This is a genomic window from Actinacidiphila oryziradicis (assembly GCF_005047355.1).
GTDB lineage: Bacteria > Actinomycetota > Actinomycetes > Streptomycetales > Streptomycetaceae > Actinacidiphila > Actinacidiphila oryziradicis.
This window is the reverse complement of record NZ_SUMC01000019.1, coordinates 25,554-42,229: the sequence shown is the minus strand read 5'-3', so window position 1 is coordinate 42,229 and position 16,676 is coordinate 25,554. Positions and strand designations below refer to the sequence as shown.

Annotated in this window: 18 protein-coding genes; 9 read left to right on the top strand and 9 right to left on the bottom strand. The window is 69.5% G+C overall.

The features are described 5' to 3' along the window. The first annotated feature begins 52 nt into the window (after positions 1-52). The 5 genes from FCI23_RS20405 to FCI23_RS56505 all read left to right on the top strand — a co-directional run bounded on the left by FCI23_RS20405 (position 53) and on the right by FCI23_RS56505 (position 4,486). A complete protein-coding gene (locus FCI23_RS20405; protein WP_246143860.1) occupies positions 53-1,114 on the top strand; it encodes a carbohydrate kinase family protein in 1,062 nt (353 codons plus the stop codon). Between the two features lie 10 nt (positions 1,115-1,124). Continuing rightward, positions 1,125-2,399 (top strand): ABC transporter substrate-binding protein, encoded by a 1,275-nt coding sequence (locus tag FCI23_RS20400; RefSeq protein WP_136725369.1) that lies wholly within the window; start codon positions 1,125-1,127, stop codon positions 2,397-2,399. Between the two features lie 130 nt (positions 2,400-2,529). Further along, the gene (locus FCI23_RS20395; RefSeq protein ID WP_136725468.1) at positions 2,530-3,414 is read left to right on the top strand and encodes a carbohydrate ABC transporter permease; all 885 of its coding nucleotides are present in this window, start codon (positions 2,530-2,532) and stop codon (positions 3,412-3,414) included. Next, entirely contained in the window at positions 3,411-4,256 is an 846-nt protein-coding gene (locus FCI23_RS20390) for a carbohydrate ABC transporter permease (protein WP_136725368.1), read from the top strand. Before FCI23_RS20395 ends, FCI23_RS20390 begins: the two co-directional genes overlap by 4 nt. Positions 4,257-4,336: 80 nt before the next feature. After that, entirely contained in the window at positions 4,337-4,486 is a 150-nt protein-coding gene (locus tag FCI23_RS56505) for a hypothetical protein (RefSeq protein WP_169316864.1), read from the top strand. A gap of 82 nt (positions 4,487-4,568) precedes the next feature. On the opposite strand, the gene FCI23_RS20385 is transcribed toward FCI23_RS56505, so the two are convergent. The 4 genes from FCI23_RS20385 to FCI23_RS20365 form a co-directional block, all read right to left on the bottom strand. Then, positions 4,569-5,729, bottom strand: coding sequence for a serine hydrolase domain-containing protein (locus tag FCI23_RS20385; protein ID WP_136725367.1), 1,161 nt, complete (start codon positions 5,727-5,729; stop codon positions 4,569-4,571). A 261-nt stretch (positions 5,730-5,990) separates the two neighbouring features. Next, positions 5,991-7,709, bottom strand: a complete 1,719-nt coding sequence (gene araD, locus FCI23_RS20375; protein WP_211265415.1) for an L-arabinonate dehydratase — start codon at positions 7,707-7,709, stop codon at positions 5,991-5,993. A 35-nt stretch (positions 7,710-7,744) separates the two neighbouring features. Continuing rightward, entirely contained in the window at positions 7,745-8,650 is a 906-nt protein-coding gene (locus FCI23_RS20370) for a dihydrodipicolinate synthase family protein (RefSeq protein ID WP_136725365.1), read from the bottom strand. Positions 8,651-8,797: 147 nt separating this feature from the next. Continuing rightward, entirely contained in the window at positions 8,798-9,496 is a 699-nt protein-coding gene (locus FCI23_RS20365; RefSeq protein WP_136725364.1) for a GntR family transcriptional regulator, read from the bottom strand. A gap of 196 nt (positions 9,497-9,692) precedes the next feature. On the opposite strand from FCI23_RS20365, the gene FCI23_RS20360 reads away from it, so the two are divergent. Next, positions 9,693-9,968, top strand: coding sequence for a hypothetical protein (locus tag FCI23_RS20360; protein ID WP_136725363.1), 276 nt, complete (start codon positions 9,693-9,695; stop codon positions 9,966-9,968). Positions 9,969-9,988: 20 nt separating this feature from the next. Continuing rightward, the gene (locus FCI23_RS20355; RefSeq protein ID WP_211265414.1) at positions 9,989-10,390 is read left to right on the top strand and encodes a PIN domain-containing protein; all 402 of its coding nucleotides are present in this window, start codon (positions 9,989-9,991) and stop codon (positions 10,388-10,390) included. A gap of 79 nt (positions 10,391-10,469) precedes the next feature. Here FCI23_RS20355 and FCI23_RS20350 read toward each other — a convergent pair whose 3' ends face one another. From FCI23_RS20350 to FCI23_RS20340, 3 genes are read right to left on the bottom strand one after another with little or no spacing between them, the layout of a single operon-like run. Further along, complete coding sequence (locus FCI23_RS20350; protein ID WP_136725362.1) at positions 10,470-10,715, bottom strand: hypothetical protein; 246 nt, start codon at positions 10,713-10,715, stop codon at positions 10,470-10,472. Positions 10,716-10,757: 42 nt separating this feature from the next. Then, positions 10,758-11,969 (bottom strand): hypothetical protein, encoded by a 1,212-nt coding sequence (locus FCI23_RS20345; protein WP_136725361.1) that lies wholly within the window; start codon positions 11,967-11,969, stop codon positions 10,758-10,760. A gap of 33 nt (positions 11,970-12,002) precedes the next feature. Then, on the bottom strand, positions 12,003-12,935 hold the full coding sequence (locus FCI23_RS20340) for a 5-dehydro-4-deoxyglucarate dehydratase (RefSeq protein WP_136725360.1): 933 nt from the start codon (positions 12,933-12,935) through the stop codon (positions 12,003-12,005). Between the two features lie 204 nt (positions 12,936-13,139). On the opposite strand from FCI23_RS20340, the gene FCI23_RS20335 reads away from it, so the two are divergent. Then, on the top strand, positions 13,140-13,949 hold the full coding sequence (locus FCI23_RS20335) for an NAD-dependent epimerase/dehydratase family protein (protein WP_136725359.1): 810 nt from the start codon (positions 13,140-13,142) through the stop codon (positions 13,947-13,949). A 109-nt stretch (positions 13,950-14,058) separates the two neighbouring features. Here the strand turns inward: FCI23_RS20335 and FCI23_RS20330 are convergent, their stop codons facing one another. Then, positions 14,059-14,349, bottom strand: coding sequence for a hypothetical protein (locus tag FCI23_RS20330; protein WP_136725358.1), 291 nt, complete (start codon positions 14,347-14,349; stop codon positions 14,059-14,061). 29 nt (positions 14,350-14,378) lie between these two features. On the opposite strand from FCI23_RS20330, the gene FCI23_RS20325 reads away from it, so the two are divergent. Continuing rightward, the gene (locus FCI23_RS20325) at positions 14,379-14,915 is read left to right on the top strand and encodes an alpha/beta fold hydrolase (RefSeq protein ID WP_136725357.1); all 537 of its coding nucleotides are present in this window, start codon (positions 14,379-14,381) and stop codon (positions 14,913-14,915) included. A gap of 192 nt (positions 14,916-15,107) precedes the next feature. On the opposite strand, the gene argG is transcribed toward FCI23_RS20325, so the two are convergent. Continuing rightward, positions 15,108-16,556 carry an argininosuccinate synthase gene (argG, locus tag FCI23_RS20320; RefSeq protein ID WP_136725356.1) on the bottom strand — a complete coding sequence of 483 codons (1,449 nt, stop codon included), beginning with the start codon at positions 16,554-16,556 and terminating at the stop codon, positions 15,108-15,110. Positions 16,557-16,676: the final 120 nt, after the last annotated feature.

The following is a 16,676-nucleotide window of genomic DNA, read 5'->3' as shown; positions in this document are numbered from 1 at the left end:
GCATCGGGTGCAAGCTCTTGCCAATTCGTCCCGAACAGAAGGTTGCGCGGTAGTGGCAGCACCAGAGGAACCCTCCATAGGGGCGGTGCCCGATGTCTTCCTTTCGGGCCTGCTCTTCTACGACATCGGCTTCACCGGCCTGGACACCCCCCCGGCGCCGGGCACCGAGATCTGGACGAAGGGCATGGGGTCCAGCCCCGGCGGCATAGCCAACTTCGCCGTCGCGCTGAGCAGACTGGGCCTGCGCACCTCGCTCGCCGCCGCCTTCGGCGACGACCTGACCGGTACGCAACTCTGGGAAGAACTGGCCGGCACCGAGAAGGTCGATCTGTCGCACTCCCGGCGCTTCGCCGGCTGGCCGACCCCGATCACCGTCTCGCTGGCCTACGACGGCGACCGCGCCCTGGTCACCCACGGCCAGGCGCCGCCGCTGAGCCCGGACGAGCTGATCGGCACCCCGCCGCCCAGCCGCGCCGCCGTCGCCCACCTCGGCCCGGAGCCGCAGACGTGGATCCGCCGGGCAACCGAGGCCGGGACCATGGTGTTCGCGGACGCGGGCTGGGAGGAGGCCGAGCGCTGGGGCGGCGCCGTCCTGGAGCAGCTTGCCCTCTGCCACGCCTTCCTGCCCAACGCCGACGAGGCCATGGCCTACACCCGCACCGCCACCCCGCAGGCGGCACTGTCGCGGCTGGCCGACCTGGTGCCGCTCGCGGTCGTCACCTGCGGCAGCGAGGGCGCGTACGCCGTCGACAGCACCACCGGCGAGAGCGCCTCGGTGCGCGGGCTGAAGGTCGACGCGCTGGACGCGACGGGCGCCGGTGATGTCTTCGGCGCCGCCCTGGTCGCCGCCACACTCGCCGGCTGGCCGCTCGCCGACCGGCTGCGGTTCGCCAACCTCGTCGCATCGCTCTCCGTACAGCGGATCGGCGGAGCGGCGGCGGCCCCCCGCTGGCCCGACATCGCCCTCTGGTGGCGCGCCCTCGCCACCGCGCCCAAGGCGGCGGACCTGCGCCGGGAGTACGCCTTCCTGGACGACGTCATCCCGTCGCCAGAACCCACGAACGGCCCGTTCACGGGCACCGCCGAGCACGTCGAACAGCACGTCGAACCGTAGGAGACACCCCGTGGACCTGTCCCGTAGATCATTTCTGTCGGCGGCCGCGCTGACCGCCGCCACCGCCGGCCTGACCGCCGCGTGCGGCGGCTCCGGCTCGACCGGCACCAAGAACGGCAAGAACCTCACCCTCTGGTACTGGGGCGGCGGGCTCAGCGACAAGGTCGTCGCGGACGCCAAGACGCACTTCACCGAGGTGAAGCTGACCGCGGCGCAGGTCGGCGGCGACTTCAAGCAGAAGCTGGTCACGACTCTGGCCGCCGGCACTTCCGTCCCCGACATCACCGGCGTCAAGGGCGAGGACATCGCGTCCTTCCTGCCCAACGCGAACCGCTTCCTGGACCTCAACGAGCTGGGCTTCAAGAAGATCTCCTCCCAGTACCTCGACTGGAAGGTGAAGCTCGCCCAGAGCAAGGACGGAAAGCAGATCGGCTTCCCGATCGACATCGGCCCGACCGCGCTGTACTACCGCGAGGACCTGTTCGCCAAGGCCGGGCTGCCGACCGACCCCGCCAAGCTGGCCGCCCAGACAAAGACCTGGGAGGAGTACTTCGCACTCGGCACCGAGCTGCACAAGGCCCTGCCCGGTACGTTCCTGGTGAACAACACCAGCGCGGTCTTCAGCAACGTCGTCGGCCAGGGCACCAAGCGTTTCATCGACGCCAACAACCACTTCATCGGCGACCAGGACCACATCCGCACCGCCTGGACCACGGCGGTACGCCCGTACCAGCTCGGCATCGACGGCAAGATCAACGACAGCAGCTGGAACGCGGCCGTCAGCAAGGGCGTCCTGGGCAGCGAGCTGGGGCCCGCCTGGCACGCCCTGGACATCGAGCAGGCGGCGCCGGGCACCAAGGGCAAGTGGCGGGTCGCCCCGATGCCCGGCGGGCCGGCCAACAACGGCGGCTCCTACCTGGCGCTGCCCAAGCAGTGCCGCAACCCCGAGGAAGCCTTCAAGATCATCAGCTGGATCCTCAGCCCGGCGAACGACGCCCGCGGCTTCACCGACGCCGCGATCTTCCCCGCCGCCCCGGCCGCGTACAAGCTGCCGGCCATGACCGGCGGTGACGCCTTCTTCGGTGGCCAGAAGATCATCGAGGTCTTCGGGCCCGCCGCCCAGGCGATCCCGGTCAGCTTCGAGGCCCCGGCGGACGCCGCGGTCGCCGCGCCGTACTACACCGAGCTGAGCAACATCGAGGCCAAGGGCAAGAACCCGGACGCCGCATGGAAGGACGCGGTCAGCCAGGCCAAGCAGATCGCCCAGCGCCAGGGGGTGAACTGAGTTGACGTCACCTCCGACCACCGGCCCCGCCGCGGCACCCACACACCGCGGCGGGCCGGGGCCGGCCCGGTTCCGGCCCCGCCGCACCGCGCCCGCCAATGCCACCGCCAACGCCCGGCCGAAGCGGGGCGTGCTGTCCTTCTGGCGGCAGTACCTGGCGATCTCGCCCTTCTACATCGTCTTCATCGTCTTCTCGTTCTTCCCGGTGTTCTTCTCGCTGTATCTGGCCTTCCAGCGCTGGGACGGCATCGGGACGATGCAGTTCGTCGGATGGCAGCAGTTCCGCTTCCTGTGGAAGGATCCGGTCTTCTGGCTGTCGATCCGCAACACCCTGGTGATCTGGGTGTTCTCCACCGTGCCCACACTCCTCGGGGCCCTGGTGCTCGCCACGCTGCTGCACTCGGTGCGCCGCTTCAAGGGCTTCTACCGGATCGCCCTGTTCCTGCCGAACGTCACCTCGATCGTGGCGGTCGCGATCTTCTTCGGCGCGGTGTTCAGCAACAACTTCGGCCTGGTCAACGCGATCCTGGGGACGGTGGGCATCTCGCCGGTCCCGTGGCTGAGCAATCCATGGCTGATCAAGGGGGTCATCGCCCTGCTGATGACGTGGATGTGGACCGGCTACAACATGATCATCTATCTGGCCGGCCTGCAGGCCATCCCCTTGGAGATCTACGAGGCGGCGAAGATGGACGGCGCCGGCCCGGTCCGGGTCTTCCTCCGGATCACCATCCCGATCCTGCGCCCCATCATCATGTTCACCGTCATCATCTCGACCATCAACGGCCTGCAGAGCTTCAGCGAGCCCCAGGTCCTGTTCGGCACCAACGCCGCCAACGCCAGTCTCGGCGGCCCCGGCCAGGCCGGTCTGACCACACTGCTGTACTTCTACCAGTCGGCCTTCATGAACAACGACTACGGCTACGGCGCCGCCATCGTCTGGGCGTTCTTCATCCTGATCGTGGTGCTGGTCCTCATCAACTGGCGCGTCGTACAACGAGGGAGGAAGGCATGAGCGCCGCACCGAAGGCGTGGGCCCGGCGCCCCAAGGGGCTCACCCCTCACATCTTCCTCGCCCTGGCCGTCCTGATCTCGGTCTTCCCGTTCTTCTGGACGATCGTCATGGCGACCAACACCACCCAGGACATCTACCACAGCCCGCCGAAGATGACCTTCGGTTCGCATCTGATGGAGAACATCCGGCATGTGCTCACCAGCATCGACTTCTTCGGGTCGATGCTCAACACGGTCATCGTCGCCTGCGTCACCACCGTGCTGGTACTGCTGATCGACTCCCTGGCAGCCTTCACCTTCGCCAAGTTCGAGTTCCCCGGCCGCAAGTTGCTCTTCGGTGCCCTTCTGGGCTTCATGATGCTGCCGCTCCAGCTGGGAGCCCTGCCACAGTTCATCATCATGTCCCACCTCGGATGGGTGGGCACCCTCAAGGCACTGATACCGCCCGCTCTCGCAAACGCGTTCGGCATCTTCTGGCTTCGTCAGTACATCAGCGGCGGCGTGCCGGACGAACTGCTGGACGCCGCCCGTATGGACGGCTGCGGCTTCCTGCGGCAGTACTGGAACGTGGTGCTGCCGATGATCCGGCCCGCGATGTCCTTCCTCGGCATCTACGCCTTCGTCGGTGCGTGGAACGACTACATATGGCCGCTCATCGCGCTGACCGACCCCACCCACCTCACCCTTCAGGTGGCGCTCGCCCAGCTCAACGTCGGCCACAGCACCGACTACAGCATGGTGATGGCCGGGGTGCTCATGGCCTCCATACCGCTGGTCGTGGTGTTCGCGCTGTTCGCACGCGGCTTCATCGCCGGGGCGACCGAGGGAGCCGTACGAGGGTAGAGGCGCGGCGCGAAAAGGCGGGCCGTACCGGGGCACGCGCTCCCTCCCCCGGCCCGGCCCACCGCGCTCGCCGACGTGGCATGGGGCTCACCGACCCCGGCCGGCACCCGGCCGACCGCACGCTGACCAATGCCGAGGTGCTGCTCCGGATCTACCGGACGATCCGGCAGGCGGCCGGAGACGCCCTGCTGATCGGCTGCAACACGGTCGGGCACCTGGCCGCCGGCTGACGGAGACCGCTGCGACCGCCGTAACCGCGGCTGAGAGATGCGGACCGTGCCGGAGGCGCTCCCTCCTCCGGCACGGTCCGCACTATTCAGTCGCCGCCGCGGCGCAAAAGGTTGCCGCCTTCGCGAGAGTAATTACGTCCTCGCCCAGGCCGCCCGGAAAGGGGATGCTGCGGCGTACATAGCCGAAGGCCAGGCCCGTGCGCGGGTCGGCGAAGCCGAGGGAACCGCCGTAGCCGTCATGGCCGAAGGCACCCGCGCTGAGGAAGGGCATCCGGTCGCCGTACGACTGGAAGCCCAGGCCGAAAGCGGTCGGCCGGCGCAGCACCAGGTCCTGGCCGACGGAGTGCGGCTGGGCGAACTCGGCGGCGGTGGACGCGGTGAGCAATGGCGGCCGGCCGTCGACCGTACTGATGGCGTTGGCGTACATCCGGGCCAGGCCCCGGGCGGATGAGGTGCCGCCGTACGAGGCCGGGCCGGCGGCCAGAACGGCTCGCGGCAGCGGCTCATCGGCCGAGGCCGGGGCGCGGTGCCGGTTGAAGGCGATCCCGCTGAGGCTGCCGGGGGCCTCGGCGCCGACCGCGAGCGCGGCGCGCTGGGCGGCGGTGGTCCGCATCGGCTGGACGTCCAGGACGCGGTGCTCGTGCGTCCCGGGCAGACCGATGAAGAGATCGACACCACGGGCGTCCCCGATATGGCGGGCGTAGTACTCCGCCAGGCTCAGCCCGGTCGTACGGAACACCAGCTCGCCGGTGAGGGCGGCGATGGTCATCCCGTGGTAACCGTGGGCGGTGCCGGGACGCCAGAACGGGCGCTGGGCGGCGAGCAGGGCGGCCATCGCCCGGTCGTCGACGGCCTCCTCCGCACTGAAGCCCGCGTCGGTGCCGATCAGGCCCGCCTGATGGGTGATGAGGGTGCGCAGAGTGATGCTCTCCTTGCCCTCGGCCGCGAACTCGGGCCAGTAGTGGCGCACTTCCTTGTCCAGGTCGAGAGCGCCGTCCTGGACGAGGAGCGCGACGCTGAGGTGGGCGGCGCCCTTCGTGGAGGAGAAGACGCCCAGCAGCGAGTCCCCGGTGATCAGCGGACCGCCCCACAGGTCCACCACCTGGCGGCCGTCCGCGTAGACCGCGACCTGCGCGGCGTGTTCGGGATCGGCGGCAAGGACGGTGTCGAAGGCCTCCCGCAAGGACTCAAAGCCCTCGGCGGCTGTTCCGGCGGACAGCGGCGGGGTGGTCTCACTGGTCATGGACTCTCCTTCGTCACTGGTTCATGGTCGACCCTATGGTTGTACTCCCGGCGGTCAAGCGGGTCGTAACCGGGAGCGAACCGTCGGGCTGGCGGGCGTTGTAGACCGTGGACGCGTTCCGGCCGGGACCACCGAGCTGGAGGCGGAGACGGGGCCGCCGCTGTCGGACACGGCAAGGTTCTTGCCGAGGCGGGCGGCGCCGGTGGCGAAGTGGGTCATGGCTCGACCCGTGACCCGGGCGTTCTTGCCCCGGGGAGCTGCTCACCCCGCGTACGGCTCCGGCACTTCGCCGGCCTGCGCCAGGAAGCGGAAGTCGCAGCCGGTGTCGGCCTGGGTGATCTGCTCCTGGTAGAGCGCGCCATAGCCGCGTCCGTAGCGGGGCGGCGGGGCCTGCCACAGCGCCCGGCGGCGCTCCAGCTCCTCGTCACCGACCTCCAGGCGCAGGGCGCGCGCCTCGACGTCGAGAGTGATCAGGTCGCCGGTCCTCACGAGGGCGAGCGGGCCGCCGACATACGACTCGGGTGCGACGTGCAGCACGCAGGCGCCGTACGACGTACCGCTCATCCGGGCGTCCGAGATCCGGACCATGTCCCGTACCCCCTTCTTGAGGAGGTGGTCGGGGATCGGCAGCATTCCGTACTCGGGCATTCCGGGGCCGCCCAGCGGCCCGGAGCCGCGCAGGACCAGGACGGTGTCCTCGGTGATGCCGAGCCCGGGGTCATTGATGGTGCGCTGCATCGTCCGGTAGTCGTCGAAGACGACCGCCGGGCCGGTGTGCTTCAGCAGGTGCCGCTCGGCGGCGATGTGCTTGATAACGGCGCCGTCCGGGCAGAGGTTGCCGCGCAGGACGGCCACCCCGCCTTCCTCGGCCAGCGGGTTGTCGAGCGGGCGGATGACGTCCGGGTTGTGGACGAGGGCGCCCTCGAGCTGCTCGCGCAGGGTGGCGTGCGCGACGGTGGGACGATCGAGGTGAAGGAGGTCCTTGATCTGGGCCAGGAAGGCGGGGAGGCCGCCCGCGAAGTGGAAATCCTCCATCAGGTATCTGCCGCCGGGACGCACGTTCGCCAGCACCGGCACCGTACGGGCGATGCGGTCGAAGTCGTCCAGGGTGAGCTTCACACCCGAACGGCCGGCCATGGCGGTGAGGTGGATGACGGCGTTGGTCGAGCCGCCGAGCGCGAGCACGGTCGGGACCGCGTCCTCGTACGCCTCCCGGGTGAGGATCTTCGACAGCCTCAGGTCCTGCCACACCAGCTCCACGATCCGCAGCCCGGACGCCGCCGCCATCCGGTCGTGGCCGGAGTCGACCGCCGGGATGGACGACGCGCCGGGGACGGTGACTCCCAGCGCCTCCGCCGCCGCTGTCAGGGTGGAGGCGGTGCCCATGGTCATGCAGTGGCCGGGAGACCTGGCGAGGCCGCTCTCCAGCTCGGACAGTTCGCAGTCGCCGATCAGTCCGGCCCGCTTGTCGTCCCAGTACTTCCACATGTCGGTGCCGGAACCCAGCACCTCGTTGCGCCAGTGGCCTGGCAGCATCGGCCCCGCCGGTACGAAGACAACCGGCAGGTCGGCGGTGGCGGCGCCCATCAGCAGTGCCGGGGTGGACTTGTCGCAGCCACCCATCAGCACGGCGCCGTCCACAGGGTAGGAGCGGAGCAGTTCCTCCGTCTCCATGGCGAGGAGATTGCGGTAGAGCATCGGCGTCGGCTTCTGGAAGGTCTCAGAGAGCGTCGAGACCGGGAATTCCAGCGGGAAGCCACCCGCCTGCCACACCCCGCGCTTGACCGCCTGGGCGCGTTCGCGCAGATGCGAGTGGCAGGGGTTGATGTCGCTCCAGGTGTTGAGGATCGCGATCACCGGCTTGCCGAGATGCTCCTCGGGCAGATACCCGAGCTGCCGGGTACGCGCCCGGTGGCTGAACGTACGCAGGCCGTCGGTGCCGTACCACTGGTGACTGCGGAGCTGTTCCGGCTTTCTCATGTGCTTGGGTGCCTTCCGTATGCTCATGCTCATGCTCAGGAGAGGTCCCAGCCGGCGAGCAGGGCGGCCACCTGCTCGCGCTGCTCCGGGGCCAGCAGCCGGGCCGGGGGGCGTACTTCGCGGCGGCACAGGCCCTGCACGGCGAGCGCTTCCTTCACGACCGTGACGTTGTTCGCGGACTGCTGCGCGGCTCGCAGGTCCTCGAACTCCCTGATCTGCTCCCAGACCTTCATCGCGGCGGCGTAGTCGTTGTCGCGCAGCGCCCTCAGCATCTCCAGCGACACCCTCGGCGCCACATTGACCAGCCCGGAGGTGAACCCTGTGGCCCCCACGGCCCAGTACGACGGCGCGTACAGCTCCGCCAGCCCCGCCACCCACACAAACCGGTGCAGCCCGGCGTCCCGTGCCACCGCCGCGAAGCGCGCCGCGTCAGGCACCGCGTACTTCACTCCGATGACGTTCGGGCACAGCTCGCCGAGCCGGGCGATGTGCTCGCCGCCCAGCAGCGGATTGCGGAGATACGGCACCACACCGAGCTCCGGGACCGTCTCGGCGATGGCCCGGTGGTAGTCCACCCACCCTTCCGGCGACACATACGGATGGACCGGCTGGTGCACCATAATCATCTGCGCACCCGTCTCCCGGGCGTGTCGGGCCGCCGCCACAGCGGTGGGCACATCGTGCCCGACCCCGACGATCACCTGCGTGTCCTCGTCCGCCTCCGCCACCGTCAACTCGACGACCAAGCGGCGCTCGTCCGGCGCCAGTGCGTAGAACTCCCCCGTGTTGCCATTCGGGGTGACGGTCCGTACCCCTCCGTCGAGCAGCCTGCGCAGCAGCGCACGGTACGTGCCGTGCTCCACGCCGCCTTCGGCGTCGAACGGGGTCACCGGGATCGCCACGACATCGGCGAGTGCCGACGACTGCTCTGCGAATGACATTCGTACGTCCTCTTGGGGGTCTTGGGGTGCGGTGCTGCGGTGCTGCGGTGTCGCTGTGCGCGGTACGGCGATGCAGGGCGGGACGGGTCCTCGCGGTCCGGGGTGCGGGCGCGCGGAGGACTGTCCCCTCGCTCCGCGCGCCCGCAGCTACGGGATACCGCCGCCCGCGCCCGCGTTCACGTCCGGGAAGGCCCGTGCCACAAAGTCCGCGATATGCGCGTGCAGCAGGCGCCCCGCGCCTTCCGCGTCGCCGTCCAGCGCGTGGGCCAGGATCTCCCGGTGCTCCCGCGCCTCCCGCTCCCACGACGGGGTCACCTGCCACACCACGGCCGACACCAGCGCCGCCTGGTCCCGTACGTCGTCCAGCATCCGCGCCAGCAGCGGATTCCCGCACTGGGCGTACAGTGCCCGGTGGAAGTCCCTGTTGGCCAGCGACCGGTCCGCCCGGTCCGCCGCGCCGTCAGCGCGCCGCAACGCCTCCGAAGCCGCTTCGAGCGACGCTCCGGCTGTGACGGTGCGGCGCAGCGCCTCCGGCTCCAACAGCACTCGCACGTCATAGATCTGACGCGCCATCTCCGCGTCCACCGTCTGTACGGTCACGCCTTTGTACTGGCTCATCACCACCAGCCCGGTGCCGGCCAGCGTCTTCAACGCCTCGCGCACCGGAGTCTTGGAGATCCCGAACCGCGCGGCCAGCTCCGTCTCGACCAGTGCCTGGCCGGGGCGCAACTGCCCGGTGAGTATCCCGTGCTTGATCGTCTCCAGGACGTACTGGGTGCGGGAGGGAATCGGGGCCGGCGCGAAGCCGGCCGACAACGCGGGCGGGGTCGCCGCGGCATCCACCATGACAGCTCTCAGATCTCGCGTATCGCGTACCGCGTCTCATATACGACGTACGAAGCACAACGCGTTGAAGCTAAGGCGATGGCAGAGATACGTCAATGGACCGGACAGAATTGACTGACGGGAGCCTGGCACTCGTTCGGGTGACGTGAAGCGTTACGAGGTATCCAAAGAGCAGCCCAGCAGTAAGATCGACAGTATGAGCCTGGAGCGGGTCACCATCACCATCCCCAGTGAGACGCTCGCCGCAGCCAAGGAGGCGGCCGAGAACGAAGGCCTGAGCGTGTCCGCCTGGCTGTCGAAGGCCGCCGAGCGCGCCGCGAAGATCCAGGCCGGGCTGAGCGCCGCAGAGGAAGTACTCGCGGAGATCGGGCCTCCCACGCCCGAGCGACAGGTGTGGGTGGACGACTTCATGGACGAGGTCACGCGACCGGCGCCGCCGGAGGACACCGCTTCGGCCCACGATGTGGCCTGAGCACACAAGGGGGATTCAGCGTGGCTGTACTGCGGCCGGTCGTCTACGACGCCGGAGCTCTGATCGCCGCCGAACGCGGCCGGGTGGACATCTGGCGCACCCACCGCTCCTACCTGACGGCAGGAGGCGTGCCCCTGGTGCCCGCACCAGTTGTCGCACAAGTCTGGCGCGACGGCTCCCGGCAAGCCCGGGCGGCACAGCTCCTGAAAGGCTGCGACATCGCGCCCCTCGACGACACTTCCGCGCGCGAAATCGGCGAACTCCTGGGCCGCGCCTCGACCTCCGACCCCGTTGATGGCGCAGTGGCGGTGATCGCGGCGAGCCTTGGTGCCGTGGTCGCCACCTCGGACCCCGAGGACATCCGGCATCTCCTCGACCACCTGGGGCCGAGCGGGAAGCGAACCTCACTCAAACTCCTGTGAGCCCCACCGTCTGCCGCTACGGCTACGGCTACGGCCTCATCGGGTTACCGGCGGCAGGAATGCCACCTCGGCGGCCACCTCACGGTGCGGTGGTGGTGTGCTTGGCTCCCGGGTACTGGCTTGCGTCCTGGATGTTCGGCAGACCCGCCCCCGCCGGCCGGCCGGCGGTCGACAGCGGAGCGGCCGAGGGCAAGCCGGCGCGCGACGGTGAGATCGACGGCGAAGGATCGGCGCCGGCGCTCTTGTGCGTGGCCGAACACCCCGCCAGGCAGAGCGTGACGGATACGGCGAATACGGCGATGACGACGGGACGTACTGCACGCACGGAAGGCCCCCCACAGGCAGAAGAACGAGTGGCCCAGTTCTATCAGGGCGAGGGCCTGCGCAGCTCCGCGAGGGCCTCGCGCACTGCCGCGAGGTCGGCGTCGGCGGCCAGGCCCGCGTGGTAGAGCCGCAGCTCGGTGGCGCCCAGGGCAGCTGCTCGCGCGGCGTCGGCGACGAGGGTGTGGGGGGTGCCGCCCATGCCGGTGACGATGCCGAGGTTGGCGGCGAGGGTGGTGCCGGGGCGGCGGTGCGCGGCGAAGGGGATGAGGGCGTCGGGGGCGCCGGTGCAGGGGAGGACGAGGCCGTCGGCGTGGGCGAGGATGCCGGCAGGGTCGACCCCGGCGTTGGCGCCCGCGCGGTGGGGCGCGGGGTCGGCGTGGAGGAGGACTTGGAAGGCGGGGTCGGCGGCTTCGGCCCGTACGGCGGCGATGAGGTCCCGCTGCAGGGTGCTGGCGGCCTCGGTGCGGTGGGCGAGGGTGGCGGTGGCGAGGTCGGTGCCGAGGAGCCTTTCGACCTCCGCCCATTCGGCGGTGCGGTCGGTGGGCGCACCGGGGGCGGGGGCGTATTCGCCGGACCAGATGGGCGCGAGGGCCGCCCGTACCGCCAACTGGAGATCGTCGGCGTCCAGGCCGAGGCTCGCGTAGCCGTCCTGGCAGGTGTCGCAGAAGCAGAGCGACATCAGGTACTGGGCGGCGCCGGGGAGCGAAACACCGCCGATCTTGTCGTGGGCGTGGAGGTGGGCCACGCCGTACCAGCCGGCCGATTCCAGTTCGGTGCCGTCGGTGCCGGGGCGGACGGCGGCCTCGGCGGCGAGGGCGGTGGCGTACGCACGGAATCCGGGCTGGGCGATGCAGGGAGCCCAGGGGTAGCGGTCGCCGTAGGCGTTGGTCACGGAGGTACGGGGAAACTCCCCGCCGAGGCGGGAGTTGTGGGCGAGGACGACCCAGGAGTGGACGCAGAGCCCTGCGGCGGCGAGAGCTTCGGCGGCCTCGGCGTACGGGTCGGCGCAGGGTATCCAGGTCTGGGGGTAGGGGCGCAGGGCGCGGCCGGTCCAGCGGGCCGGGTCGGGGCGGTAGAGGACGGCGGCGTGGGGGGCGGTGACGATGCGGTGGCGCGGGTGGCGGGGAGTGAGGGCGCGGGTGGAGTGGTACGCGGAGGCGAGGGTGACCTGTTCGACGCCGAGATCGGCGATGCGGCGCGGGGCGTCGGGATCGCCGACGATGTCCCAGGGGTAGAGATAGGTGGCGGCTCTCAACGGGGCTCCCGGTCAGTTGTGGGCGAGCAGCGCTCAGTTGTGGGCGAGCAGTGCCGTGCCGCGCTCGATCAGTTCGGCCAGCTCCTTGATGTGCGCGGTCGTCGGCTCCGAGAGCGGCGGGCGGACCTCGCCGACGTCCAGGCCGCGCAGCCGGACACCGGCCTTGACCAGGGAGACCGCATAACCGCGTCCCTGGTTGCGGAGGTCGACGAAGGGACGGTAGAAGCCGTCGATGAGCTTGTTGACGGTGGCGTCGTCACCCGCTCCCAGCGCGCGGTGGAAGGCGAGGGCGATCTCTGGCGCGAAGGCGAAGACGGCCGAGGAGTAGAGCGTGACGCCGATACTCCGGTAGGCGAGGCCGGTCATTTCGGCGGTGGGCAGGCCGTTGAAGTAGAGGAACGGCTGCGCGGGGAGCGCGGTGCGGACCTCGCTGATGATGTGCTGGAGCAGGCCGAGGTCGCCCAGGCCGTCCTTGAGCCCCATGATGCCCGGGACCTTTGCCAGCTCGACGACGGTCGCGGGGGCGAACACCGCGTTGTCGCGCTGGTAGACGATGACGTCCAGCGACGTCCCGGCGGCGAGCGCAGCATAGTGCCGCAACAGCCCCGCCTGGTCCGGTACGACGAGGTACGGCGGCATCGCGAGCAGTCCGTCGGCGCCCGCTTCCTCCGCGATGCGCGCGTACTGCAGGGCGAGCGCGGTGCCGTAGCCCGCACCCGCGACCACCGGCACACGCCCGGCCGTCTCCTCGACCGCCGCAATGACGCAGAGTCTGAACTCCTCAGGGGTGAGCGCGTGGAACTCGCCCGTGCCGCAGCACGCGAAGACGGCCGCCGCGCCGGCCTCGATGCCGCCCCGGACATGCGCACGGAAGACGTCGAGGTCCAGAGAGCCGTCCGGGCGGTAGGCCGTCACAGGGAAGAAGAGCAGTCCGTCGAGACGTTCGGCGAGTGAGGTCGAGCTCATCAGGGGCTCCCTGCCATTCCGTACGCTCATGTGATTGACGTCCATGCTTGTGAACACGGCTACGCTAAAGCAGCACATAAGTGCGGGTCAAGCGGCCGGCCCTTGCGTGAGCAGCCTTGACGGGCAAGAACGCGCTCCTTAGCCTGCCCACGGATGTGAATCGTGTCCACGCATCTGCCGAGCCGACCGAGGAGACCCCGCGCCATGCCCGCTCCCCGCACCGTCCTGCTCACCGGCGCCGCCGGCGGCGTGGGCACCCTGATGCGCGAACTCCTGCCCCAGTACGGCTACGAACTGCGGCTCCTCGACCTCGTCCCCGTCGACGGCGCACCCGACGCGATCACCGCCGACCTCGCCGACAAGGACGCGCTACGCGAGGCCGTACGAGGAATCGACGCGATCATCCACCTCGCCGGCATCTCCCTCGAAGCCCCCTTCGAGAAGATCCTCCGCGCCAACATCGAGGGCACCTACAACCTTTACGAGGCTGCGCGCGAAGAAGGCGTACGGCGTGTCCTCTTCGCCTCCAGCAACCACGCCGTCGGATTCACCCCGCGCCCGGTGGGTGACGATCCGCTGATCCCCGTCAGCACCCCGCGCCGTCCCGACACCTTCTACGGCCTCTCGAAGGGCTTCGGCGAGGACCTCGCCCAGCTCTACTGGGACCTTCACGGCGTGGAGACGGTATCGGTCCGCATCGGCTCCTGCTTCCGCGAGCCGACGAACGTACGGATGCTGTCGATCTGGCTCAGCCCGGCCGACTGCGCCCGGCTTCTGCACGCGGCGCTCACGGCGGAGGACGTCAAGCACACCGTCATCTACGGCAGTTCGGCCAATACCCGGCTGTGGTGGGACCTCTCCACCGCCCGGGCACTGGGCTACGACCCGCAGGACGACTCCGAGCCGTACGCCGGAAAGCTCATCGCCGAACACGGCGAGCTGGACCCGGCCAACCCCGACCACACCTACCTGGGCGGCGCCTTCACCACGAACCCGCCGACCTGGCCGCACTGACAGGGCCGGTTCTGACGGCCCTGGCCACCGGCTACCGGCGCCGCGATACCTCCGTCGGAGCGGGTATCAGCCCGTCCTCACCGCTCGGGCCCACCGATCCACGTTCCTGTCAGAACACTTCCTCTACGACAGTCCACGCTTGATCGCTGAGCAGCGGCCGGAACCGGTGAAGAGTTCCCGCAGGGCTCCGCCCCACCCGGGCGCGGAACTCCGGGTTGACGAGGGCAAGATCGAGTTCGTTCGCCGCAGTGAGTTCGGCGAAGTCTCGGCGCTGGGACAGGGACGGCAGGAAGGTGCCACCGGTGAAGCGGTCGTGGAAGGGCGCGTCATAGTCCGCCAGCCCAGCGTAGGTGGCCTTCCGGTCGCAACTGGCGTAGGCCCCTGGGAGGGGCGTACGCACGCCACTACACGCAGCGCTTCCCCGACGAGGTGGCCGGCCTGCTCCTGATGGATCCCTTCCACGAGGACCTCCACGACCGCGCACCCCAGAAGGCGCGGGAGAAGGTGGAGCAGATGCACAACCAGGAGTGGCCGGAGCCGACGCCGGAGCAGCTCCAGCAAGCCCGCGACCAAGCCGCACCGCTCTTCGCGAAATGGCCGGAGCCCGTCCGCCAGCCGCTCATCGAACACCACCTCACCACCGCGTGGAAGGCCGGCCTGCACGAGGACCGGAACCTATACGGCGAGGTCGCCGGTGAACTCCGGCGCGCACCGGATCTCCCCGACGTGCCGTTGCTCGTGCTCACCGTCCTGGGGCACGACGACACCCAGGCCCAGCTGTGGCCCGAAGAAACACTGCGTCAGATCAACGACGCCAAAACCACGCTGCACGCGCAACTGGCTGCATCCGTCCCGCACGGTGAGCACCAGATCCTCGATGACGCCGGGCACGGCTGGCTCCACGAGGACCGCCCCGATGCCGTGCTCCAAGCAATCGCAGATCTACTTCGCAAAACGCGCAGGTAACGGCTTCGGTACTGGTGGGGACACGTATTCAACTGTCGCGTGTTGTCGACGACGTGTGGCACGCGGCCTGAGAGGAACAGCTCAATGCCGCCGGCGCCGAGCCGGCGATCCGGTGCGGCGGGCGGAGTTCATCCGCCGGCAGTGCTGCGGCCCGGCGCTCCAACTCGTCGGGCCGCGACGTCCACCGGCCAGTCAGTCGGTGCCGGACTCCATCGCGGCGCGGTCGAGCATCTCGTCGTCGCCGGAGACCTCGCCGCGTGAGGCGATGACTTCGGCGCCGCCCTGCGACATCGCGCCGATCAGTCCGGTCGCGGCTGCTTGGGCGGCACCGATGAGCCCAGGATGGGTGGTGCCGACCATGCCGAGGCCGGCGTACTGCTCGAGCTTGGCGCGCGAGTCGGCGATGTCGAGGTTACGCATGGTGAGCTGGCCGATCCGGTCCACCGGACCGAACGCCGAGTCCTCGGTGCGCTCCATCGACAGCTTGTCCGGGTGGTAGCTGAAAGCCGGGCCGGAGGTGTCCAGGATCGAGTAGTCCTCACCACGCCGCAGCCGCAGCGTCACCTCGCCGATGACCGCCGTACCGACCCAGCGTTGCAGTGACTCTCGCACCATCAGCGCCTGCGGGTCGAGCCAGCGGCCCTCGTACATCAGCCGGCCAAGCCGCCGTCCCTCGTTGTGGTACTGCGCCAGGGTGTCCTCGTTGTGGATCGCGTTGACCAACCGTTCGTACGCCACGTGCAGCAACGCCATCCCAGGCGCCTCGTAGATGCCGCGGCTCTTGGCCTCGATCACCCGGTTCTCGATCTGGTCCGACATGCCCATGCCGTGCCGTCCACCGATCGCGTTCGCCTCCATCACCAGGTCGACCGGGGTGGCGAACTCCTTGCCGTCGATCGTCACCGGGCGGCCCTGGTCGAAGCCGATCGTCACGTCCTCGGCAGCGATCTCGACTGCGGGATCCCAGAATCGCACGCCCATGATCGGGTCCACGGTCTCGATGCCGGTGTCGAGGTGCTCCAGGGTCTTGGCCTCGTGTGTGGCGCCCCAGATGTTGGCGTCGGTTGAGTAGGCCTTCTCGGTGCTGTCGCGGTAGGGCAGGCCGTGGGCGAGGAGCCACTCCGACATCTCCTTGCGGCCGCCGAGCTCGGATACGAAGTCCGCGTCGAGCCAGGGCTTGTAGATGCGAAGGTGGGGGTTCGCGAGCAGGCCGTACCGATAGAACCGTTCGATGTCGTTGCCCTTGAATGTCGAGCCGTCGCCCCAGATCTGTACGTCGTCCTCGAACATCGCCCGGACCAGCAGGGTCCCCGTGACGGCACGACCGAGCGGCGTGGTGTTGAAGTAGGGGCGCCCGGCCGAGCGGATGTGGAACGCACCGCAGGCGAGTGCGGCCAAGCCCTCCTCGACCAGCGCCGCGCGGCAGTCGACCAGGCGCGCGATCTCGGCGCCGTACGTCGACGCGCGGCCGGGTACCGAAGCGATGTCTGGCTCGTCGTACTGGCCGATATCGGCGGTGTAGGTGCACGGGACGGCACCCTTGTCGCGCATCCACGCGACCGCGACCGAGGTGTCGAGGCCGCCCGAGAAGGCGATGCCGACGCGCTCGCCGGTGGGCAGGGAGGTGAGAACCTTGGACATGGGAAGAGTATGCAGAACGATGCATGATCATGCAAAGCGCGGGATCCTTTGGGATCGGCATTGAGTCGTACGAGGTAATGGAACTGCAAAGCGCCGAGGATCGTTATTGGTGGCATGACC